General features: G+C 63.6%; 17 protein-coding genes and 1 pseudogene. 12 read left to right on the top strand and 6 right to left on the bottom strand.

The window, feature by feature from the left end:
* Positions 1–176: 176 nt before the first annotated feature.
* The 12 genes and pseudogenes from EN845_RS28695 to EN845_RS28640 all read left to right on the top strand — a co-directional run bounded on the left by EN845_RS28695 (position 177) and on the right by EN845_RS28640 (position 14,874).
* Positions 177–1,512: pseudogene (locus EN845_RS28695) on the top strand (MFS transporter).
* Positions 1,513–1,783: 271 nt separating this feature from the next.
* Positions 1,784–2,770 (top strand): ABC transporter permease, encoded by a 987-nt coding sequence (locus EN845_RS28690; RefSeq protein WP_127278341.1) that lies wholly within the window; start codon positions 1,784–1,786, stop codon positions 2,768–2,770.
* Positions 2,771–2,857: 87 nt separating this feature from the next.
* A complete protein-coding gene (locus EN845_RS28685; RefSeq protein WP_127873202.1) occupies positions 2,858–3,883 on the top strand; it encodes a sugar ABC transporter substrate-binding protein in 1,026 nt (341 codons plus the stop codon).
* Between the two features lie 256 nt (positions 3,884–4,139).
* Complete coding sequence (locus EN845_RS28680; RefSeq protein WP_127873201.1) at positions 4,140–6,263, top strand: SMP-30/gluconolactonase/LRE family protein; 2,124 nt, start codon at positions 4,140–4,142, stop codon at positions 6,261–6,263.
* Complete coding sequence (locus tag EN845_RS28675) at positions 6,260–7,315, top strand: hypothetical protein (protein ID WP_127873200.1); 1,056 nt, start codon at positions 6,260–6,262, stop codon at positions 7,313–7,315. The genes EN845_RS28680 and EN845_RS28675 overlap by 4 nt, the downstream gene beginning before the upstream one ends.
* Positions 7,315–8,811 (top strand): sugar ABC transporter ATP-binding protein, encoded by a 1,497-nt coding sequence (locus EN845_RS28670; RefSeq protein WP_127873199.1) that lies wholly within the window; start codon positions 7,315–7,317, stop codon positions 8,809–8,811. The genes EN845_RS28675 and EN845_RS28670 overlap by 1 nt, the downstream gene beginning before the upstream one ends.
* Before the next feature lie 390 nt (positions 8,812–9,201).
* The gene (locus tag EN845_RS28665; RefSeq protein ID WP_127873198.1) at positions 9,202–9,612 is read left to right on the top strand and encodes a carboxymuconolactone decarboxylase family protein; all 411 of its coding nucleotides are present in this window, start codon (positions 9,202–9,204) and stop codon (positions 9,610–9,612) included.
* Positions 9,613–9,851: 239 nt separating this feature from the next.
* Positions 9,852–10,688, top strand: a complete 837-nt coding sequence (locus EN845_RS28660; RefSeq protein WP_127873197.1) for a metallophosphoesterase — start codon at positions 9,852–9,854, stop codon at positions 10,686–10,688.
* Positions 10,685–11,842 (top strand): ABC transporter ATP-binding protein, encoded by a 1,158-nt coding sequence (locus tag EN845_RS28655; protein WP_127873196.1) that lies wholly within the window; start codon positions 10,685–10,687, stop codon positions 11,840–11,842. The genes EN845_RS28660 and EN845_RS28655 overlap by 4 nt, the downstream gene beginning before the upstream one ends.
* Positions 11,835–12,758 (top strand): sugar ABC transporter permease, encoded by a 924-nt coding sequence (locus tag EN845_RS28650; protein ID WP_127280742.1) that lies wholly within the window; start codon positions 11,835–11,837, stop codon positions 12,756–12,758. The genes EN845_RS28655 and EN845_RS28650 overlap by 8 nt, the downstream gene beginning before the upstream one ends.
* Positions 12,755–13,585: a carbohydrate ABC transporter permease gene (locus tag EN845_RS28645; protein WP_127280743.1), complete on the top strand. Its 831-nt coding sequence runs from the start codon at positions 12,755–12,757 to the stop codon at positions 13,583–13,585. The genes EN845_RS28650 and EN845_RS28645 overlap by 4 nt, the downstream gene beginning before the upstream one ends.
* A 26-nt stretch (positions 13,586–13,611) precedes the next feature.
* Entirely contained in the window at positions 13,612–14,874 is a 1,263-nt protein-coding gene (locus EN845_RS28640) for an ABC transporter substrate-binding protein (RefSeq protein ID WP_127280744.1), read from the top strand.
* A 57-nt stretch (positions 14,875–14,931) separates the two neighbouring features.
* On the opposite strand, the gene EN845_RS28635 is transcribed toward EN845_RS28640, so the two are convergent.
* The 6 genes from EN845_RS28635 to EN845_RS28605 all read right to left on the bottom strand — a co-directional run bounded on the left by EN845_RS28635 (position 14,932) and on the right by EN845_RS28605 (position 20,961).
* Positions 14,932–15,819, bottom strand: coding sequence for an amidohydrolase (locus EN845_RS28635; protein WP_167531513.1), 888 nt, complete (start codon positions 15,817–15,819; stop codon positions 14,932–14,934).
* On the bottom strand, positions 15,819–16,955 hold the full coding sequence (locus EN845_RS28630) for a VWA domain-containing protein (RefSeq protein WP_127278871.1): 1,137 nt from the start codon (positions 16,953–16,955) through the stop codon (positions 15,819–15,821). The genes EN845_RS28635 and EN845_RS28630 overlap by 1 nt, the downstream gene beginning before the upstream one ends.
* A gap of 249 nt (positions 16,956–17,204) precedes the next feature.
* Positions 17,205–18,086, bottom strand: a complete 882-nt coding sequence (locus EN845_RS28620) for a MoxR family ATPase (RefSeq protein WP_127278870.1) — start codon at positions 18,084–18,086, stop codon at positions 17,205–17,207.
* A gap of 9 nt (positions 18,087–18,095) precedes the next feature.
* Positions 18,096–19,097, bottom strand: a complete 1,002-nt coding sequence (locus EN845_RS36665; RefSeq protein ID WP_127873194.1) for a molybdopterin cofactor-binding domain-containing protein — start codon at positions 19,095–19,097, stop codon at positions 18,096–18,098.
* A 1-nt stretch (position 19,098) separates the two neighbouring features.
* Positions 19,099–20,466: a xanthine dehydrogenase family protein molybdopterin-binding subunit gene (locus tag EN845_RS36660; protein ID WP_127873193.1), complete on the bottom strand. Its 1,368-nt coding sequence runs from the start codon at positions 20,464–20,466 to the stop codon at positions 19,099–19,101.
* 12 nt (positions 20,467–20,478) lie between these two features.
* A complete protein-coding gene (locus tag EN845_RS28605; RefSeq protein WP_127278867.1) occupies positions 20,479–20,961 on the bottom strand; it encodes a (2Fe-2S)-binding protein in 483 nt (160 codons plus the stop codon).
* Positions 20,962–21,041 lie beyond the last annotated feature (80 nt).

Here is a 21,041-nt window from a genome sequence, read left to right as displayed (position 1 = left end):
CTCATCCATAACAGGCCGCGGCGCGACACGAAAGTTTGTTGGCTGTTGTCTGGACGCCATCGGCCAAATGCTGTTCAAAGCGGTCCGTCATGACTGCCATTTCCGAGACCGAAGCTTCAGCCGACCCAGCCGGGAATTCGCGGCGCGTGGCGCTGATCGTCGCCATCGCCTTCTTCATGCAACTGCTGGATTCGACGATCATCTCGACCTCGCTGCCGCAGATGGGGGAATCGTTCGGCGTGCCGGCGGTGGCGATGAGCATCGGCATCACCGTCTACATGCTGATCATGGCGGTGTTCGTGCCGCTGTCGGGCTGGCTCGCCGACCGTTTCGGCGCGCGCAACATCTTCCTTGTCGCCATCGCGCTGTTCACGCTGGCTTCGCTTGCCTGCGGCTTTTCGCAGAACCTGACCGAATTCGTCATTGCCCGTGCCGTGCAGGGGCATGATGACGCCGGTCGGCCGCATTCTGGTGCTGCGCAACGCGTCGAAATCCGAATTGCTCAACGCCACGGCGCTGATCACCTGGCCGGCGCTGTTCGCGCCTGTCGTCGGGCCGGTGCTCGGTGGCTTCATCACCACCTATCTGTCCTGGCACTGGAATTTCTTCATCAACATTCCGCTCGGCATGATCGGGCTGGCGCTGGTCGCCCGCTTCATCCCCGGTGACCGTGAAGCCGATCCCAAGCCGCTCGATTGGCCGGGTTTCTTCCTGACGTCGCTGGGGCTCGCCTGCCTGCTCTATGGCCTGGAGCGCATCGCGCATCCGGAGGATGGCGCCTTGCCGACGGTGGGGCTGATCGCGGCGGGGATCGTCGTCGGATGGCTGGCGGTGCGTCATCTCCATCGCGCGCCGCATCCGCTGCTCGACCTGTCGTCGTTCAAGGTGCAGACCTTCGCCATCTCGACGCTTGCCGCCGGCACCATCTTCCGGGTTGCGATCAACGCCACGCCGTTTCTATTGCCGCTGTTGTTCCAGGTCGGCTTCGGCCTCTCGCCCGTCGACGCCGGCATGATGATCCTGGCCTATTTCCTTGGCAATCTCGGCATGAAGACGGTGACGACGCCGATGCTGCGTCGCTTCGGCTTTCGCTCGGTGATGGTCGTCAACGGCATCATCGCGTCGGCATCGATCATGGCTTGCGCGGCGATCTCGCCGCAGACGCCGCAGGCGCTGGTGGTGGCGCTGATGCTGATTGCCGGCCTGTCGCGCTCGATGCAGTTCACCGCGCTCAACACGCTGGCCTTCGCCGATATCGCCGCCGGGCAGCGGAGTTCCGCAGCGACCTTGTCTTCGATGCTGCAGCAGGTGGCGATGCTGTTCGGCGTTGCCGTGGCGGCGGCGATCCTCAACCTGTCGCAGATCGCGAGAGGCCGGCCGGCGCTCGATCTCGTGGATTTTCGAGCAGCCTTCCTGGTGATCGGCGTCATCGGGCTGGTGACGTCGTTTCGTTTCCTGATGTTGCCGAGGACCGCCGGCGCCGAGGTCTCGGGCCATGTTGCCGGGAACTGAAATCGAATTTTCCCGACCATCGCGGGGTTAAATTCCGTCTTCGCCTTTCGCCTTGGTGTGACGCTTTCGCAATGCGCCGAGATGGTGCAAACAATTGCCAAAAGCGTTTAAGTTTCCGGGCATTGCGCCAGATTCGGCAATCAATGCGTCCACTTTGCGAATCTCATCGCAAGCCCACGTTTTGAACGCGGATTCATTTGACGAAGCGACGCTGAGCCGATTAGTTTTCGACCCAGGGGTGGCAGCGCTGCCATCGGGGTGAAAGCAGACAATGAACATGGCCGGCTGGCTGAACTTCAGGAGCCTGAATCAGGAAGGCATTGTCTTTGCCATAGCGGTGGTGCTGTTCGTCGCCGCCGCAATTGGCCTGCCGGGTTTCATAGATCCCAACAATCTCGTCGCCATCGTCCGCTCGGTGTCGGTGCTGGGCATACTGGCGCTCGGCATGGCCGTCGTCATCATCGGCCGCGGCATCGACCTGTCGGCGGTGGCGATCATGGCGATGTCGGTCGCCTGGTACCTGCAATTGCTCAACACCGGAACGCCGGACGGGCTGGCCTTCGCCTATGTGCTGGCCGGCGTGCTCGCCATCGGCCTGCTCAACGGCTTTCTCGTCGCCTATGCCGATGTGCCGGCGATCTTCGTCACGCTGGCGACCGGCTCCTTCGTCTTCGGCTATGTGCGTTCGCAATTGATCACGCAGGACGCGGTGCCGGTGCCTCAGGGCCATTGGGTGGAACTGCTCGGCGGTCTGCGCTTTCTCGACGTTCCGATCGAGGTGTTCGTCTTCGCCGGGCTCGCCTTCCTGTTCTTCCTGTTCCTGCGCTACACCAAATGGGGCCGCTACATCTATTTCGCCGGCGACAATCCGGTGGCGGCGCGCAACATCGGCATTCCGGTGCGGCCGATGCTGGTGCTGCGCTATGTGCTGTCCGCTTTCGTGGCGCTGATCGCGGGCCTTTTGACGGCGGCCAGCCTGCACTCGATCAACACGCGGGTCGTCAACTCGACGCTGCTCTACGACATCGTGCTGGTGGCGGTGATCGGCGGCATCGGATTGTCGGGCGGGCGAGGCGGCGTGCGCAACGTGCTGGTGGGCGCAGCACTGATCGGCATCCTGCTCAACGCCATGACCATCATCGACATTCCGCTGCTCTACCAGAACCTGATCAAGGCGGCGATCCTGCTCGGCGCCATCATCGTCGACGGCATCATCAATCCGCGCGACGAACAGACCGCGCAGCAGGGCGATATTTAGGGCAGATGGGCTAGCCCATCTTGCTCGGGGTACCCGGTGCGATCGGAACGATCGGCCGGCAATGAAAACCGAACCAGAGGATGACACATGAAACTGATCAGAACACTCATGGCGGCTGCCACGGCCCTTGCCGTCACCGCCTTCGTGGCGCCGACCTTCGCCGCTGACGATCCAGGCCCTGCTGCCTATGCACAAGCGCTGAAAGGCAAGCGCGTCATGCTGGTACCGCTGGCGATGGGCTTCGACCTGGCGCAGGGCTGGGCGCATTACCTGAAGAAGGAGGTCGAGGCCTGGGGCGGCACGTTCGAGACGCGCGACCCGAACTGGGTGGTCGATGCCGGCGCGCAGGCGATCACCGATGCGATCTCGTCGGACACAAGACCAGATGTGCTGATCATCCATGCACCGGACCTCAACTCCTATTCCAAGCTGATGAAGAAGGCGCAGGCGGCCGGCACCTATGTAATCCTGGTCGACAATCCGGCGAATTTTCCCGCCGACGCCTTTGTCGGCAGCGACTGGGACCGGCTCGGCCAGCTCGAGGCTGAAGCGGCGATCAAGGGTTGCGGCGAGGACTCGTCCAAGAAAATCGGATTGGTGCAGGGCGACCAGGCCAACTCTTCCAGCCTCTACCAGTATGCCGGCATCATGAAGGTGCTGGACAAGCATCCCGACTTCAAGGTCGTGGCAAAGCCCGACTCCAACTGGGATGCCACGACCTCGCGCAATGTGACCACGACCATGCTGCAGCAGAACCCCGACATCTGCTCGATCATCGATTTCTGGGATGGTGACGCGACCGGTGCATCCGCCGCGATCCGCGACGCCAAGCTCGACGGCAAGGTGTTTTTGGTCACCACCGGCGGCGGCGAAAAGGCGGCCGATTGCGACAAGCTGAACGACGGCACCTATGGCGCCGTGGTGATGACCGATCTTGCACGCCAGTCGGGCGACATGAACGCCATCATAAAATTCCTGCTGCAGAGCGGCCAGCCGGCCGGCACCTCGCACACCTACATCTACACGCTGGAGAAGGCGACGACCAAGGCCGACCTCAGGCCCGACAGCTGCTGGGACCTGAAGGCGCTGCAGGCCGAGGCGGCGGCGAAATAGTGTCGCGCGGTTAATGTCAGCGAGGTGGCTTGGGCCATCTCTAATCGCTAGCGGTTTGCGCTGCCCTCACCCTTACCCTCTCCCCGTGAAGAACGGGGAGAGGGGGACGCCGACGTTGGTGCGCTTCCCTTCTCCCCGTCTCTATACGGGGAGAAGGTGCCGGCAGGCGGATGAGGGCAGCGGCGAGATCGAGAATTACCCGAAGCCATGCCTCGGGAACAACCCGGCCCTTTTTCTCATGGAATAGCAGCAGCCGATGACCTTTCGCGAACGCCTTCAGTCCTGGCGCTACAATCTCGTGCCCGACCATCTGGTCGGCGAGATCCTGACCAAGCGCTGGACCGACAACGCCATTCCTTTCCTGGCGCTGGTGGTGACGTTGGCCACGTTCGGCTCGCTCATTCCGGGCTTCTTCAAGCTCTCCTCGCTGCAGGAATCGACCCGCCAGCTCGGCGAGTTCTCGATGGTGGTCACCGGCATGACCGTGGTGATGCTGGGCGGCGGCATCGATCTCTCAGTCGGCTCGATCTTCGCGCTGTCCTGTTTCTCCGCCGTCTATGTCTTCTTCATCCTGGAACAGTCGATCTGGCTGGCGCTGGCCGCCTCGCTCGCCACTGGGTTGATCTTCGGTGCCATCAATGGATACCTCGTCGGGTACCTCAGGCTGCGCGCCTTCCTCACCACGCTGGTGACCTTCATCTTCGGGCGGGCGCTGTTCGACATCCTGGTCACCACCTATGCAGCCGATGTGCAGCTTTCGACGGCCACATCGGATGTGCTCGACTTCATCGGCGACAGCACCTTCTGGGGGCTCTCCGTCTCGGTGTGGCTGGCAATCATCCTCGCCATCGTCACCCATATCGCGCTGACGCGCTCGCGGCCCGGCTGGCATGTCCTGGCGGTCGGCGGTTCCCGCCGCTCGGCGCACAATGCCGGCATCCGGGTGCGCCGCACCGTGTTCATGACCTATGTCTTTTCCGGCTTCTGCGCCTCGATCGGCGGCTTTCTCATCGCCTGCCGGTTGAGTGGGGCAGGGCCAGGCACCGGCCTCAACCTGGAGATCATGGCGCTGACCGCTGCGGTGGTCGGCGGCGTCAGCCTCGGCGGCGGGCGCGGTTCGGTGATCAAGGGCCTGATGGGCGCCATCATTGTGCTCACCATGACCAACGGGCTGATCCGGCTCGGCTACGGCACCGGCACCAACCAGATGGTTCTGGGCATCATGCTTGCGGTGGCTGTGACCATCGACATCCGCTGGCTGAAGAACCGCCACAAGGTACTGAACGAGGTCTATGTCGCGCCGGTCTATCTCAAGATGGGCGAAACACAGTCCGCGGTGCCGGGCTCCGGCACGCCTTACGCGCTCGACAACCGGTTGTCTTCAGCCGACCATATCGGGCTTGGCGAACTGGAGGGGCCTGAAGACGTCATCCTCGACCGCGACGACAATCTCTATTGCGGCACCCGCCATGGCGAGATCGTCCGCTTCTTCGCGCCCGATTATGTCAGGTCGGAAGTGTTTGCCCATATTGGCGGCTTTCCGCTGGGGCTCGCCTTCGATAAATCGGGCAACCTGATCAGCTGCGTTGGCGCCATGGGGCTGTATTCGGTTTCACCGCAGCGCGAGGTCAAGCGTCTATCCGCCGAGACGTCGCGTTCCTGGACGTCGATCGTCGACGATGCACGGCTGCGCGATCCCAATGATTGCGATATCGCGCCGGACGGCCGCATTTATTTCACGGACTCGACCAAGCGCTATGATGCGCATGACTGGGCGCTGGACTCGATCGAGAACCGCGCCACCGGCCGCCTGCTGGTCTACGATCCCCGGGATGGCTCGACGAAGACGCTGCTCGACGGCTACCGCTACACCAATGGCGTCTGCATGGCGCATGACGGCAAGTCGCTGTTCTTCGCCGAAAGCTGGGCCTGCCGCGTGCATCGCTACTGGCTGGAAGGGCCGAAGGCGGGCACCGCCGAATGTGTCATCCGCGACATGCCGGGGTATCCCGACAACATCAACCGGGCCTCGGACGGCAATTACTGGATGGCGTGGCTGGGTATGCGCACGCCGAGCTTCGACCTTTCGCTGCGCCATCCCGACATGCGCAAGCGCATGACGCGCCGGCTGCCGCAGGACGAATGGCTGTTTCCCAACATCAACACCGGCGGCGTGGTGAAATTCAACGAGAAGGGCGGCATCGTCGAGGCGATGGGCGACTTGACGGGCGGCGCGCACCCGATGGTCACCTCGATGCGCGAGCACAAGGGATATCTGTTCGTCGGCGGCATCCTCAACAACCGCATCGGCCGCTACAAGATCAGGGGTGCCGACCCGAACTGGACCAGCCCCGCTTCCTATTGGGGGGCGCAACCATGATCCTCGATCCGATCCTGGATATGTTTCGCGGCAAGGCAGTGACCATCCCGCCGCTCGACGGCGCCTTCCGGCCGAACACGCGGCTCGATGATGCGCCGGCTTTCGCCGAACTGACCGAGCCCGACAATCTGCTGGTTGCCGGTGGCCGGCTGCTCGCCTCAAGCGGCAACGCCGTCCTTGGGATTGCTGTCGGTGTGGAACCCGTCGTGGTCGAGACCTTTCCGTCTCCTGTCACGGCGCTGTCGCTGTCGCCTTCAGGCGAACTCACGGTAGGGCTGGAGAGCGGCAAGCTGTTCATCGCGGGCAGGGAGGTGTCGCTGCCAGCCGGAATCCGTTGCATCACCGCTCTTGCCTATGCCGAGGACGGCGGGCTTTGGCTGGCTAATGGGTCGGCCGAGCACACGCCGTCGCAATGGGCCGCCGATCTGATGAAGAAGGGCGCCTCCGGTTCGCTTTGGAAGCGGGATGCGGCAGGCGGTGAGTTCCGCAAGCTGGCCGGCGACATCGCCTTCCCTTATGGGCTGCATCCGATCGGCAAGGATGTGCTGGTGAGTGAAAGCTGGCGCCACCAGCTCGTCCGTTTCGATGGCACAACCGGCAATCGCTCGACCGTGCTGACGCATCTGCCCGGTTATCCCGCGCGGCTGTCGCCGGCCGGCGATGGCGGAGCGTGGCTGACCCTGTTCGCGCCGCGCAACCGGCTGATCGAATTCGTGCTGCAGGAAACGCACTATCGCCAGGATATGATCGGACAGGTGCCGCCGGCCTACTGGATCGCGCCGGCGCTGGCCTCCAACCGCAGTTTCCTCGAGCCGCTGCAATGCGGCGGCATCCGAACCATGGGCATCCACAAGCCATGGTCGCCGAGCCGCTCCTACGGGCTGGTGGTCAGGCTCGACCAAAACATGCAGCCGCGGTTCAGCCTGCACAGCCGCGCCAACGGCACGCGCCACGGCATCTGCAGCGTGGCGGAAAGGGACGGAGGGCTGTTGATCGCCTCGAAGGGCGGCGACTGCGTGCTGGCCGTCGACCTTGCCTCGGGAGGTTTCTGATGCAACCGATCGTTCGCCTCGAGAACGTCACCAAGAATTACCGCGGCGTGCCTGCGGTGAAGAACGTCACCTTCGAGCTACGCAAGGGCGAAATCCATGCGCTGCTCGGCGAGAACGGTGCAGGCAAGTCGACGCTGACCAAGATCATCGCCGGAGTGGTCGATGCCACCTCGGGCAAGATGTTCCATAAGGGCCAGGAGATCGCCTACGCCTCACCGCATGCCGCGCTCGAAGCGGGCATTGCCATGGTGTTCCAGGAGACCAGCCTGGTGCCGTCGATGACGGTGGCGCAGAACCTCTATCTCGGTACTGAAAAATTCCTCAACCGGCTGCGCGGCACGTATATCTCAGCACAGCAGTTCCTGCAGTCGCTGAATTTTCCGGTCGATCCGAACGCCATGGTGGCGACGTTGGGCGCCGCCAAGCGGCAGATGGTCGAAATCGCGCGCGCCGTGCACCACAATGCCGAGATCATCATCTTCGACGAACCGACAGCGACGCTGACGCCGGAGGAGAAGCGCCACTTTTTCGCGCTCATCCGGCGGCTGAAGGCGAACGGTGTCTCGATCGTCTTCATCAGCCACGCGCTGGAAGAGGCATTGATGATTGCCGACCGCATCACCATCCTGCGCGACGGCGAACTGGTCGTCACCGACGACGCGTCGGCCTTCGACCGCGACAAGATCGTCGCCGCCATGGTCGGGCGCACGCTGTCGGGCCAGATCTACCGCCAGCGCGATGAGGCCAGGCTGCGCAAGGCCGGCAAGAAAGTGCTGTCGGTGCAGGACATTTCGATGAGCAACGTCGTGCGCAACAATTCCTTCTCGATCTTCGAGGGCCAGATCACCGGCGTGTTCGGGCTGATCGGCTCGGGCCGCACCGAGACGTTCAAGATCGTGTCGGGCATCTACAAGCGCGATTTTTTGCGCGGCGGTGCGATCGAACTGGACGATAAGCCCGTGCGCTATCTCGTGCCGAGCCAAGCGGTGGCCGACGGCATTGTCTATGTCACCGAGGACCGCAAGAGCGAAGGCATCTTCGAGACGATGGGCATCGCCGAGAACCTGTTCGGCGGGCTGCTGGCGGCGGGCCGTGAAAAGGCCTGGGTGATCAACCAGCAGGAGATGCGGCAGCTTTCGGCGGAATGGACCAAGACGCTGAACATCAAGGCGATCAACGACAATGCGCGAGTCGTCGAACTCTCCGGCGGCAACCAGCAGAAGGTGGTGATCGGCAAGGGGCTGGTGCAGAAGCCGCGCATCGTCATCTTCGACGAGCCGACGCGCGGCGTCGACGTCGGCGCGATCGCCGAGATCCACCAGATCATCAACCGGCTGGCGGATGAGGGATTGGCCGTGGTGGTGATCTCTTCCTATTTGCCGGAGATCATGAACCTGTCGGACCGCATTTTGGTCTGCCGCCAAGGGCGCATCGTCGAGGAGTTTTCGCCGGCGGAGGCGACGGAGGAGAGGATCATGTACGCGGCGGTGCATTAGGTGGCGAGACAAGGTGGATGATCGCACCATTGGATCGAACACCGGAGGCTAGTCGAGGCATCCGTCATTTCGTCATCCACGGGCGGAGCAAGGAGCGTAGCGACGCGGCGCAGACCCGAGGATCCATGCCGAGACTCAGAAGCGCTGCTATGGTGCAGGATTTGGCTCCGCTGCACTCTACGGTGAAAGTCGCGGCATGGATCCCAGGGTCTCCGCGACGGCGCTTCGCGCCTGCTTCGCCCAGGGATGACGAAGTTTAAGTGCTTCGGCCAACCTTCAAGGCGCCACGCCATTGAGCGCCAAAAACCGAGTCAAAAAAGTTGGTTAGCCGCCGCATTTGCTCGAAACTTGTTTCAACGACCTTATTCATCCAAACGAAAGGACCCGATCATGGCCACCACAAAGCTCCTCAGCGATGCCGAGGTCGAGAAAATCCCGGCGGTGAAGGCGGTGTTCGACGACATCAGGGCGACGCGCAAATCGGATTTCGTCAACAATTTCTGGCGTGGGCTCGCCAATGATCCGGCGGCGCTGAAGCGGATCTGGGAACAGTTGAAGGCGGTGATGGTGGCGGACAGCACGATCGATCCGCTGACCAAGGAAATGATCTACATCGCGGTGTCGACGGCCAATGGCTGCTCCTACTGCGTCCACTCGCACACGGCGGCGGCGCGCGCCAAGGGCATGACCGACGCGCAGCACGGCGAGCTTGTGTCGATCATCGGGCTCGCCGGCCAGACCAATCATCTGGTTACGGCGATGCAGATTCCAGTCGATCCGCAATTCGAGGTGAAAAGCTAGAGCCGTTCCGGGAAACGCGCATAGCGGCCTTCCATCTGAAATTACGCAAAAACAAAGAGTTAGAGCGGTTCGGCAATTCTATCGCACGCTGAACCGCGCCGGCGGCCAGCCGGCCCATCGGCGCGATGGGAACATTTGTCCCCACGCTGTTAAGGAAGTGACATGTAACGGCACTAAGGAAGCCACACGCGAGGTCGCCCGGTGGTTTTCCGGCAGCAGGCTCTCGCAGTGGAGCCGGCATGAAAATCGTCCAGATCACCGATACCCATTTCAGCCCGACCAAGCCGCATTTCAACGGCAATTGGCAGCCGCTCGCCGCCTGGATCGAGCAGAGCGCTGCGAACCTCGTCATCCATACCGGCGATCTCAGCGTCGATGGCGCAGACAAGGATGCCGACATCAGCTTCTGCATGGACCTGATGCGGGAAATCTCAGTCCCGATGCTGCTTGTGCCCGGCAATCACGATGTCGGCCATCTGCCCGGCTCCTTGCAGCCGGTCAATGCGGAACGTCTCGAGCGCTGGCGCCGGCTGGTTGGTCCCGACTATTGGATGGAGGACGCCGGAAACTGGCGGCTCATCGGCCTCGACAGCCTGCTGATGGGCTTTGATGATGCCGAAGAAGAGAACCAGTTCGAATGGCTGCGTGCGGCGCTGGAAAGCCGAGGCGGCCGGCGCGTCGCGCTCTTCGCCCACAAGCCCTTGTTCATCGATGAGCCGGGCGAGGGCGACACCGGTTACTGGAGCATCCGCCCGGCACAGCGGCAGCGTCTCTACGATCTGATCGCCGCCCATGATGTCGCGCTGTTCGCCAGCGGGCACTTGCACCGGGCATGGCAAGGCAAATACCAAAACACTTCGCTGATATGGGGTCCGTCGGCTGCCTTCGTCGTCGGGGACATGGAGCGCGACATGCCGGGCGAGCGGTTGCTCGGCGCCGTCGTGCTTGAGTTCGGCGACACGGTCACCAGCGAGATCGTCGCAATTCCCGGCATGACCGTCCATGTCCTCGATGACGTGGTCGAGGAGGTCTACCCGCACGAGGCGCACAAGGTCCGCGGGAAGGTCGCGTCATGAGCGCGCTCTCGCTTCGCGGCCTGAACAAGGCCTTTGGCGGCAACGCCGTCCTGAACGGCGTCAGCCTCGATGCCGAAGCGGGCGAGTTCATCGCTCTCGTCGGCCCCTCGGGCTGCGGCAAGAGCACCTTGCTGCGCATCCTTGCTGGGCTCGATCATGCCGACAGCGGCGAGATCTTCGTTGGCGGCAAGGACATGTCGGCGGTCGCCGCGGCCGATCGCAACATCGCCATGGTGTTCCAGTCCTACGCGCTCTATCCGCATCTGACGGCCGGCCAGAACATTGCCGTTCCGCTGGCCATGAAGCGGTTGAGCCGGACACAGCGCCTGCCGCTGGTCGGCTCGGCCCTGCCGGGCCAGAAGGAGATCCGGGCCGGGATTTCGCGCGATGTCCGCGAGATGGCGACGGTGCTCAAGATCGATCATCTGCTCGACCGCAAGCCTGGTCAGATGTCAGGTGGGCAGCGGCAGCGCGTCGCGCTGGCGCGCGCCATGGTGCGCCATCCCAGCATCTTCCTGATGGACGAACCTCTGTCCAACCTCGACGCCAATCTGCGCGTCCATGCCCGTGGCGAGATCGTCGAACTGCACCGGCGCGCCGGCGTGCCGACGCTCTATGTGACGCATGACCAGGCGGAGTCGCTGTCGATGGCCGACCGCGTGGCGGTGATGATCGGCGGCAATCTGCTGCAACTCGCCGCGCCCGAGGCGATCTACAACGATCCCGCTCATATCGAGGTCGCCCGCTTCGTCGGCCAGCCGAGGATCAACATCATCTCGGCGCTCGCCGAGAATGGCCGCGTCGATTTCTCGGGCATCCGGCTTGCCCTGCTGGAGAAAGTGGCGAACGGCCCGGTCAGCCTCGGCATCCGGCCTGAATTCGTCAAGCTGTCGCCCAGCGGCCGGAGCGGGCTTGCCGGACGCATCGAGCGCCTGGAATTCCTCGGGTCGGAAGTCATTGCCCATTGCCGGCTCGACGCTTCCGGCGACGTCGTCATCGCCAAGCTTGCGCCGCATGAGGCGAGGGAACTGATTGCGGGAATGCCGGTGGGTATCCTTCTGTCCCCCGAACAGGCCATGGTCTTCGGGCCGGAGGGACGGCGGCTGCGTACGGCAAGCGCCGCGCCCGCACGCCAGGAGCCGGCCTATGTCTAGCGTCGCGCTGGCGGGCCGCGCTTCGGATGCAGCGGCACTTCATCGGCGCAGCGATGACCGCACCGCCTGGCTGCTGGCAGCTCCGGCGATCGTGCTGTTGCTGCTGTTCGTGCTGCTGCCGGTGGTTGCCGTCATCTTCCTCGGCTTCACCGATTTCGAACTCGGCTACGGCAAATTTCGCCTGGTCGGCTTCGAGAACTACGCGCATCTGATCACCGATCGAACCTTCCGCAAATCATTGTGGAACACATCGGTCTATACGGCGATCGTGGCGCCGGTCTCGATCATGCTCGGCCTCGGCGTCGCCTTGCTGATCGAAGGCGAACCGCGTGCGCGCGGCTTCTTCCGCACCGTCTATTTCCTGCCGGTGGCGTCGCTGATCGTCGCCATGGCGACCGTCTGGCAATACCTCTTCCATCCGACGATCGGGCCGCTCAACGCGCTGCTTTCGCTCGCCGGCATTCCCGGTCCGAACTGGCTCGGTGCCTCAAACACCGTGCTCTACAGCCTGTCGATCATCGGCATCTGGCAGTCGGTGGGCTTCAACATGGTGCTGTTCCTGGCGGGCCTGACGGCTATCCCGCGCGAACTCTATGCCGCCGCACACGTCGACGGCGCGAAATCGGCGCTCGACCGGTTCTTCCTGGTCACCTGGCCGATGCTCGGACCGACGACGCTGTTCGTCGTCACCATCAGCATCACCAATGCGGTGAAGGTTTTCGAGACCGTGAAGATGCTGACCGATGGCGGCCCCAACAAGGCGTCGGAAGTGCTGCTGTTCACCATCTACCAGGAAGGTTTCGTCTATCTGCGTGTCGGCTACGCCTCGGCGATGACCGTCGTCTTCCTGGCGATCCTGGTCGTGCTGATGCTTCTCCAGTATCGCGTGCTCGACCGACGGGTGCACTACACATGACCAGCATCCCGGCCGGCCGCCTCATCCGCTTCGCGCTGCTTTCGCTCGGCGCGCTGATGATCCTTGCCCCCTATATCTTCATGATCTCGACGGCGGGCAAGACGCAGAGCGACATCTTCACCTCGTCGCTGTCGCTCATCCCCGAGCATTTCTACTTCGCCGAGAATTTCGCCAAGGCGTTTGCCAAGGTGCCGATGGCAACGCTGCTGTGGAACGGCGTCATCGTGTGCGGCCTGATCTTCTTCTTTCAGGTGCTGGTCGCCATCCCTTGCGCCTACGCCATGGCCAAGCTGAAATTCCGCGCGGCGCGATTGATGATGGTGCTGGTCATGCTCGGCCTGCTGGTGCCGATCCACGCCACGGCGCTGCCGCTCTATGTCGCCTTCGACCGGATGTCGCTGTTGAACAGCTACACATCGCTGGTGGCGCCTTTCACCATTTCGGTGTTCGCGATCTTCATGTTCCTGCAGTTCTTCCGCGCCATGCCCGACGATCTCATCCACGCGGCGCGGCTCGACGGCATGTCAGAACTCGGCATCGTCGCGCGCGTCATCGTCCCCAACGCCTGGCCGGCCGTCACCGCCTTCGCGATCTTCTCGGTGGTCGCGCACTGGAACGATCTCTACTGGCCGCTGATCGTCGTCAGCAAGCAGGCCTACGCCACGCCGCCGCTCGGCCTGATGTATTTCCGCGCCGCGGAGGCCGGCGACGACTACGGCGCACTGATGGCCGCAACGCTGATCATCACCCTCCCACTCGTCGTCGCCTTCCTGTTCGCACAGAAGCGCTTCGTCGAAGGCATCACCATGACCGGTCTCAAAGGCTGACCGGGTCGAACCAGGAGCACGAGCACATGAAGCAACTTCCCAGGATTCTTGCGGCGGCGGTCTCGCTGACCTTCGCCCTTCCGGCCTATGCCGACACGACGCTGACGGTTCATTATCCGATGCCCGGCTTCTTCAAGAACGTGATGGACACGATCTCGAAGAAGTTCATGGCAGAAAACCCCGACATCAAGATCCAGTTCGCCAGCCCGTCCGCCACCTATGAGGAAGGCATCCAGACCATCCTTCGCCAGGCCGGCACCGACGAGATGCCCGACATCACCTTCATCGGCCTCAATCGCCTGCGCATGCTGAACGAGCGCGACGTTGCCGTCGATCTTGGCCCGCTGGTCAAGAAGGAAGGCAACATGGCGGAACTCGGTTTCTCCGACACGATCCTGAAGCTGGCGCAAGTCAACGGCAAGCAGGTCGGCCTCGCCTTCGCCACCTCGAACCCGATCATGTATTACAATGCCGACCTGGTGAAGGCCGCCGGCGGCGATCCGGACAACCCGCCCAAGACCTGGGACGAGGTGATCGCGCTCGGCGGCAAGATCAAGGCGCTCGGCAATGGCGTCGACGGCATCGACTTCCGCTGGCAGGGCGACGACTGGATGTTTTCGGCGCTGCTGTTCGGCGCCGGCGGCAAGATGCTGAACGAGGACGAAAGCAAGGTCGCCTTCAATGGGCCGGAAGGCGAGAAGGCCGTCGAGATCCTGGAGCGGATGGTGAAGGAGGGCGGCATGCCGGTCTTCACCAAGCCGGCTGGCGAGCAAGCGTTCGCGGCCGGCAAGGTCGGCTTCGAATTCCAGACCACCGGCGCCCTGGTCAACACCATCAAGAATGTCGGCGACAAGTTCACGCTGCGCACGGCCAAGATCCCGCTGATCGATCCGGTCAACGGCCATCTGCCGACCGGCGGCAACGCCGTGGTCATCCTGACCAAGGACGCGGCCAAGCAGGACGCCGCCTGGAAGTTCGCGAAGTTCGCCGCTGGCCCTTATGGCGCGTCGGTCGTCGTGCCCGGCACGGGCTATGTCCCCAACAACGAACTGGCGGCGAAATCGCCGGAATATCTCGGCGATTTCTACAAGAAGAACCCGCTGTTCCAGGCTGGTCTGAGCCAAATGCCGCTGATGGTTCCGTGGTATGCTTTCCCCGGCACCAACGGTGTGAAGGTGACACAGACCATCGTAGACAATCTGTCGCGGATCGTCGACCAGTCGGCAACGCCCAGGGAGGCGCTCGGCGACGCTGCAAGCGACGTCGAAGGCATGCTGCCCACGCAATAAGGAAGCACGGCGGCTCTTTCCTTCTCCCACAACAAGGGGAGAAGGAAGACCGCTGCGTTAAACCGGCCGATACACCCGCTCCGCCGTATTCCAGAAGATATCCGCCTCGGCGGCCGGACCGTGCTTCGCCACCGCATCGCGGTGCGCCTTGATCAGTTCGGCGTGGCTGGCCCACAGCTTTTCGATCGGGAAGTTCGAGCCGAACATCAGGTGATCGGTTCCGAGAATGTCGATCGCGTTGTCGACGATATAGGCGATGAGAGCCGGGTCGTTGCGGTGGACGAAAGTGCCGAGACCGGAGAGCTTGGCATAGAAATTGGGCGCAGCCGACAGCGTGCGCAGGCCGGCCTTCCAGGCCTCGGTGGTTTCCGTGTCCATGCCGGTCAGCATGCCGGCATGGGTGAGGATGAATTTGGTTTGCGGATTCTCGCCGACCAGCGCCAGTCCGTCCTTCATCTGGGCGGGGAAGAGCTGCAGGTCGAAGGACAGGTCGTAATCTTTCAGCCGCGCGACATTGGCGCGCACTCTCGGGTCGATCACCTGGTCGGCCGAGGCGGCGAAGCGGAAGGCCGGCGTCTCGTGCCAGTGCAGCTGCATGCGCACGCCGCGCAGCAGCGGATATTTTTTCAAGCGGTCGATCTGAGACCTGACATCGTCGACCGTCATGTCGGCATAGCCGACGATGGCGTGCGGCCAGCCGGTTTCATCTGCCGTTTTCTGCAGGAAGGCGACTTCCTTTTCGAAATCCTCCTTGGCCCAGTTGGTCTGGACATAGACCGCTTTTTCTACGCCGGAACCCTGCTGGTCGGCGAGAAACTCCCCGATCGGATAATCGCGGCGGATCGGCTCGTAAGGGCCGAAGATGCGCGGCACCATCGGCCCGACCAGCCAGGGCTGGTCCTGCTGGCGCCAGATGTGGAAATGCGCGTCGATGGCTTTTTGCATCACGATACCCTCTTCCAGATTGCCGCCGCCACGGGCGCGGGGCGGGCAAGCGACAGGATGAAATCGGTGAGACCGGCAAGTGACGAGCCGTCGACCAGATCGTCAAGCACTGGCAGGATGGCACTGAGCGCGGCGGTCTCCGGCCGGAAGCGCGGGTCGCCGGCCAAAGGGGTCGCCAGCGACAGCCGGAAGGCGCGGGCGCTCAGCCGGCGGATGGCCGTTTCCAGTTCGGCATGATCGCCGCGCTCCAGCGCGTCGGACAGGATGACGACGGCTGCACCGCGCGCAAAGGAGGAGAAACGCGGCACGGAGAGGAAGGCAAGCAGCGTCGGCCCCATGCGGGTGCCTCCGTCCCAGTCGTCGACCTGGGCGGCCGCGCGCGCCAGCGCCTGGTCCCGGTCGCGGACGCGCAACGCCGTGGTGATGCGGGTCAGACGCGTGCCGAAGGTGAATATTTCTGCCCGGTCAGCACCCTGAACGGCGGCATGCGCCAGCTTGAGATAGTCCGCTGTGTGCAACTTCATCGAGCCTGAAACGTCGATGAGGATCAGCAGCTTGCGCGGCACGGTCTGGCGGCGGCGCAGCAGCGGCGAGGGGACATCGCCATCGGCGCTGACGATTTCCCTGAGCGAGCGGCGCAGGTCGAGCTTGCCGCGTGAATGGGTGCGCACCGTGCGGAACGAGCGGCGCGCGGGGAGCGCGGATGACAGTTGGCGGTGAAAGGCGGTCAGCCTGTCATCGTCGCGTTGGAAGTCGCGGGTGCTCAACTGCTCCAGCGCCGAGGACAGTTCGCCGCCTTCTTGTTGCTGCTCGGCTTCGATCCGTTCGTCGTCGGCGCCGCCATCATCCTTGATGCGGGTCTCGTCGTCGGCGTCGCCTTCGACAACGGCTGATGTGTTGCCGTAGAAATGGCTTTGGAAATGCGCCTCGAATTCGTCGCGGCGATCCGGCGGCGGCGCCAACGTGGCAAGGGCCGCCTCGCGGATATCGGCCATCGAGCGGGGGCCAAGCAAGGTTATCGCCTGCATGAAGCCGGAGGCTTGTTCGGGGGCAATGGCGAAACCGTACTGGCGCAGCAGTCGGGCGAAGCCGAGGAAGGGTGCCGAGGCCGGAGGTAGGCTACGGTCGCGCGGCATGGCAGAAATATTCCGACCGTTGCGTTCCTTCGCGCCCCCCTCTGTCCTGCCGGACATCTCCCCCACGAGGGGGGAGATCGGATGTCATCCCGGCTTTCGCCAATCTCCAACGTAGCAGGATTGAGCGAAGCGCCGAGGCGCGAAGCGCCGAGGTTGCTAATCTCCCCCCTTGTGGGGGAGATGTCCGGCAGGACAGAGGGGGGCGCTGTCCCGCCGACGTTAGAGACAGAGGCTCGTTGACTCCCCGCATCACGCCAGCGCCTCCTCGACGATGCGGCCTAGCTCGGGCGCGATGTAGGAGAGGTCTTCCTCGTCCTTGATCAGCACGCCGATGGCGCGGCGGAAGGCTTCCGGCCAGGGGCTACCGCCTTTTTCAAGAATGGTCGCGGCATTGGCCCATTCGACGGCTTCGGCGATGCCGGGTGGCTTGGCGAGCGGCCGGGCGCGGATGGTCTGTACAGCCGCCGCCACGGCGCGAGCAGTGGCCTGCGCCACATCGCCGGCGCGCAGCATGATGATGGCGGCCTCGCGTTCGGCGTCGGGATAGCCGATCCAGTGGTAGACGCAGCGTCGACGCAGCGCCTCGGCGAGTTCGCGGGTGCGGTTCGACGTCAGGACGACGATCGGCTGTGCCTCGGCGCGGATGGGGCCGCGCTCGGGAATGCTGATCTGGAAGTCGGAGAGGAACTCCAGCAGCAGCGCTTCGAATTCATGGTCCGAGCGGTCGATCTCATCGACCAGCAACACGCGCTGCTGCGGCGCCTTCAGCACTTGCAACAGGGGACGGGCGATGAGGAAACGGTCGTCATAGATGTCGATCTCGTGCTCGCCGGCATGACGGATGGCGAGCAACTGGCGCTGATAATTCCATTCGTAGAGCGCGTGCGCGGCGTCGATGCCTTCGTAGCATTGCAGCCGCACCAGATCGCGCCCGAGCAGCGCGGCGATCGCCTTGGCCGCTTCCGTCTTGCCGACGCCCGGCGCGCCTTCGAGCAGCAGCGGCTTGCCGAGCCGGATAGCAAGAAAGATGGCGGTGGCGAGGCTTTCGTCGGCCAGATAGCGCGAGGCGGCGAGATGCTGTGCCACCGCCTCCGGCGAGGTCGCGACAGTCTCGGTGTTCACCTCGGGCATTTTCGGCACTCAGTTCGCTTGCGCCTTGAGCGCCCGCAAAATGCGCTCCGGCGTGATCGGCAGCGTGTCGATGCGCACGCCGACGGCGTCGAAGACGGCATTGGCGACCGCCGGTATTTGCGGGTTGGCGCACATTTCGCCCGGCCCCTTGGCGCCATATGGTCCGTCGCCGGACGGACGCTCCAGAACGATGATTTCGGTCTCGGCGAGGTCGCCGGGACCGGGCATCAAATACTGGTTGAAATCGGTGCCGCCATGGTCGCGGTTGGGATAATAGGGCTCGGTCGTCTCGTAGAGTGCGTGGCTGATGCCCATCCAGGAGCCGCCGACCAGCTGCTGCTCGACCATTTTCGGGTTCAGCGCGCGGCCGATCTCGAAGACGTTCTTCACGGTGAGCACGGTCACTTCGCCGGTCTCGTCGTCGACCTCGACTTCAGCGACCGTGCACGCATGCGCGTAGCAGGTCGACGGCTTCATCGCGCCGGTTTCCTTCTCCGGATAGGAGCGGGGGATCAAAAACATGCCGCGGCCGGAGATCGAGCGGCCGCGTTTGAAATGCGCCGACAGCGCGACGTCGAAGATCGAGATCGACTTTTGCGGCGCGCCCTTGACCAATATGTTGCCCTGGCCGTCGGTTTCGAGGTCCGAGGCATTCACCTCCAGCTCTTCAGCGGCCACTTCCAGCATCACCTGACGGGCCTCCTTGGCGGCCTGGATCACGGCATTGCCAGCGCGGTGGGTGCCGCGCGAGGCGAAGGTGCCCATGCAGTGCGGGCCGGTGTCGGTGTCGGCGGTGTCGACGACGACGCGGTCGGTCGGCACGCCGATCGTCTCGGCGCAGATCTGCGCCATGATCTGCTTCATGCCCTGGCCGAGATCCACGCTGGAAAGCGTCACCATGAAATTGCCGGTCGGGGTCGAATGCACCAGCGCCTGGGTCGGATCGCCGCCGAGATTCATGCCCGTGGGGTAGTTGATCGCGGCGACGCCGCGTCCGCGCCGGATCGCCATCTCAGGCTCCCTTCTTGTAGGAGGACATCGCCATGTATTTCTCCGCCACCGGCCAGTTGGCGGCGCGCGCTGCTTCCTGCATGCACTCGATCAGTGCCGCGCCCTCGGTCGGCTGGCGATGCGCTTTCATGTCTTCGTCGCGATAGGCGTTGATGAAGCGGAATTCGAGCGGGTCCATGCCGATCAGCCGGGCCAGCTTGTCCATCTGCACCTCCAGCGCGAAGTCGCCGATGGTGACGCCGAAGCCGCGCATGGCCGACGACGGTGTGCGGTTGGTGTAGACGCAGTAGGTGTCGATCCAGACATTGGGGATGGTGTAGGGGCCGGGATAGTGCCCGGCGCCCTTCTGCGCGCCATAGGGCGAGTGGCGAGAGTAGGCGCCGGCATCGGTGTAGCCTGTGACTTTGCGCGCTACGATGCGGCCGTCCTTCATGACGCCGTCCTTGATGACGACTTTTTCGGCCGCGCGCGGCGAGGAGATCTGCATCTCCTCCTCCCGGCTGTAGATAAAACAGACCGGTCGCCCGGTTAATTTTGCGCCGAGGATGGCGATCGGCTCGACGATGACGTCGACCTTGCCGCCAAAACCGCCGCCGACGGTGCCGCCGACGAAATGCAGCTTCGAGCCCGGCATCTGCAGGATGATCGAAGTGTTGTCGAGGGTGAAGAACATCGCCTGCGTGTTGGTGTAGCAGGTGAAGCGATCATTGCCTTCGGGCGCCACCACGCAGCCGGTGGTCTCGGTCGGCGCGTGCTCGATGGGCGAGGATTGATAGCTTTGCTCCAGCACGTGATCGGCCCCGGCAAACCCCGCCTCGACATCGCCGAAGCGCACCTTGCGGCACTCGCCGCTGTCATAGAGGTAATAATTCTGGCCGTGATATTCGTTGACGATGGGCGCGCCGGGCTTCAGCGCTTCCTCCATGTCGAAGACCGCCGGCAGCACTTCGTAGTCGACCTTGACCTTGGCGGCGGCTTCCTGGGCGGCCCGTTCGGTTTCGGCCAGCACCGCCACCACGGCCTCGCCCTTCCAGCGCACCTTGCCGTCGGCCAGGACCGTCTCATCCTCGGGACCGATCTGGATGAGGATCAGGATGGTGTAGACATTGTGCGGCACGTCCTTGGCCGTCAGCACCTTGACGACGCCCGGATGCATCTCGGCCTCGGAGGTGTCGATCGAGCGGATGCGGGCATGGTGGTGCGGGCTGCGCACCATCTTCAGATGCAGCATGCCGGGGAAGTTACGGTCGGCGAAAAAGGTGGTCTTGCCGGTGACATGGCCGGGCGAATCCGAGCGTGGCCGGGCCTGGCCGATCTCGTGCAGATCGTCCTTGCGGACATCGGCGAAGTAGCTCTTGCGCAGTTCCATTCTTTTGGTCCCTCAGGCCGCGTTCTGCGAGTTGGCGCGGGCGGCGGTGAGCACCGCCTGGATGATCGGCTCGTAACCGGTGCAACGGCAGATGTTCCCGGACAGCGCTTCGACGACCTCGTCGCGGCTGGGGTTGGGCGTGTGGTCGAGCAGCACCTTGGCGGCCATGATCATGCCCGGCGTGCAGAAGCCGCATTGGCTGGCGAAAGTGTCGAGGAAGGCGCGCTGCAGCGGGTGCAACACGCCGCCTTCGGCAAGGCCCGATGTGGTGGTGATCGTTGCGCCGTTGCAGGTTTCGGCCAGCGTCAGGCAGGAGAGCCTCAACTCGCCGTCGACGATGACGGAGCAGGCGCCGCACGTGCCCTGGTGGCAGCCGCCCTTTGGCGAGGTGTCGCCGATCTTGTCGCGCAACGCATTGAGCAGCGTCGTGCCGCTGTCGACGAATTCGGCCTTTTCAGAGCCATTGAGCGTGAATTGAACCGGGACCTTTGCCATTCTTCCTCCTTGCGCGCCTGCCCCGCAGGGCAAGCGCGCGCCCCCCGACGTGTTCATTTTTGTGCTTGTCGTTCTCCCAG

The sequence above is a fragment of the Mesorhizobium sp. M8A.F.Ca.ET.202.01.1.1 genome (genome assembly GCF_004791595.1).
Taxonomy (GTDB): Bacteria; Pseudomonadota; Alphaproteobacteria; order Rhizobiales; family Rhizobiaceae; genus Mesorhizobium.
This window is presented reverse-complemented; position numbering and strand designations above follow the sequence as displayed.

Coding starts and splice junctions, on each gene's coding strand:
- EN845_RS28690 (WP_127278341.1), top strand. CDS start 1,784: ATGAACATGGCCGGCTGGCTGAACTTCAGGAGCCTGAATCAGGAAGGC.
- EN845_RS28685 (WP_127873202.1), top strand. CDS start 2,858: ATGAAACTGATCAGAACACTCATGGCGGCTGCCACGGCCCTTGCCGTC.
- EN845_RS28680 (WP_127873201.1), top strand. CDS start 4,140: ATGACCTTTCGCGAACGCCTTCAGTCCTGGCGCTACAATCTCGTGCCC.
- EN845_RS28675 (WP_127873200.1), top strand. CDS start 6,260: ATGATCCTCGATCCGATCCTGGATATGTTTCGCGGCAAGGCAGTGACC.
- EN845_RS28670 (WP_127873199.1), top strand. CDS start 7,315: ATGCAACCGATCGTTCGCCTCGAGAACGTCACCAAGAATTACCGCGGC.
- EN845_RS28665 (WP_127873198.1), top strand. CDS start 9,202: ATGGCCACCACAAAGCTCCTCAGCGATGCCGAGGTCGAGAAAATCCCG.
- EN845_RS28660 (WP_127873197.1), top strand. CDS start 9,852: ATGAAAATCGTCCAGATCACCGATACCCATTTCAGCCCGACCAAGCCG.
- EN845_RS28655 (WP_127873196.1), top strand. CDS start 10,685: ATGAGCGCGCTCTCGCTTCGCGGCCTGAACAAGGCCTTTGGCGGCAAC.
- EN845_RS28650 (WP_127280742.1), top strand. CDS start 11,835: ATGTCTAGCGTCGCGCTGGCGGGCCGCGCTTCGGATGCAGCGGCACTT.
- EN845_RS28645 (WP_127280743.1), top strand. CDS start 12,755: ATGACCAGCATCCCGGCCGGCCGCCTCATCCGCTTCGCGCTGCTTTCG.
- EN845_RS28640 (WP_127280744.1), top strand. CDS start 13,612: ATGAAGCAACTTCCCAGGATTCTTGCGGCGGCGGTCTCGCTGACCTTC.
- EN845_RS28635 (WP_167531513.1), bottom strand. CDS start 15,819: ATGCAAAAAGCCATCGACGCGCATTTCCACATCTGGCGCCAGCAGGAC.
- EN845_RS28630 (WP_127278871.1), bottom strand. CDS start 16,955: ATGCCGCGCGACCGTAGCCTACCTCCGGCCTCGGCACCCTTCCTCGGC.
- EN845_RS28620 (WP_127278870.1), bottom strand. CDS start 18,086: ATGCCCGAGGTGAACACCGAGACTGTCGCGACCTCGCCGGAGGCGGTG.
- EN845_RS36665 (WP_127873194.1), bottom strand. CDS start 19,097: ATGGCGATCCGGCGCGGACGCGGCGTCGCCGCGATCAACTACCCCACG.
- EN845_RS36660 (WP_127873193.1), bottom strand. CDS start 20,466: ATGGAACTGCGCAAGAGCTACTTCGCCGATGTCCGCAAGGACGATCTG.
- EN845_RS28605 (WP_127278867.1), bottom strand. CDS start 20,961: ATGGCAAAGGTCCCGGTTCAATTCACGCTCAATGGCTCTGAAAAGGCC.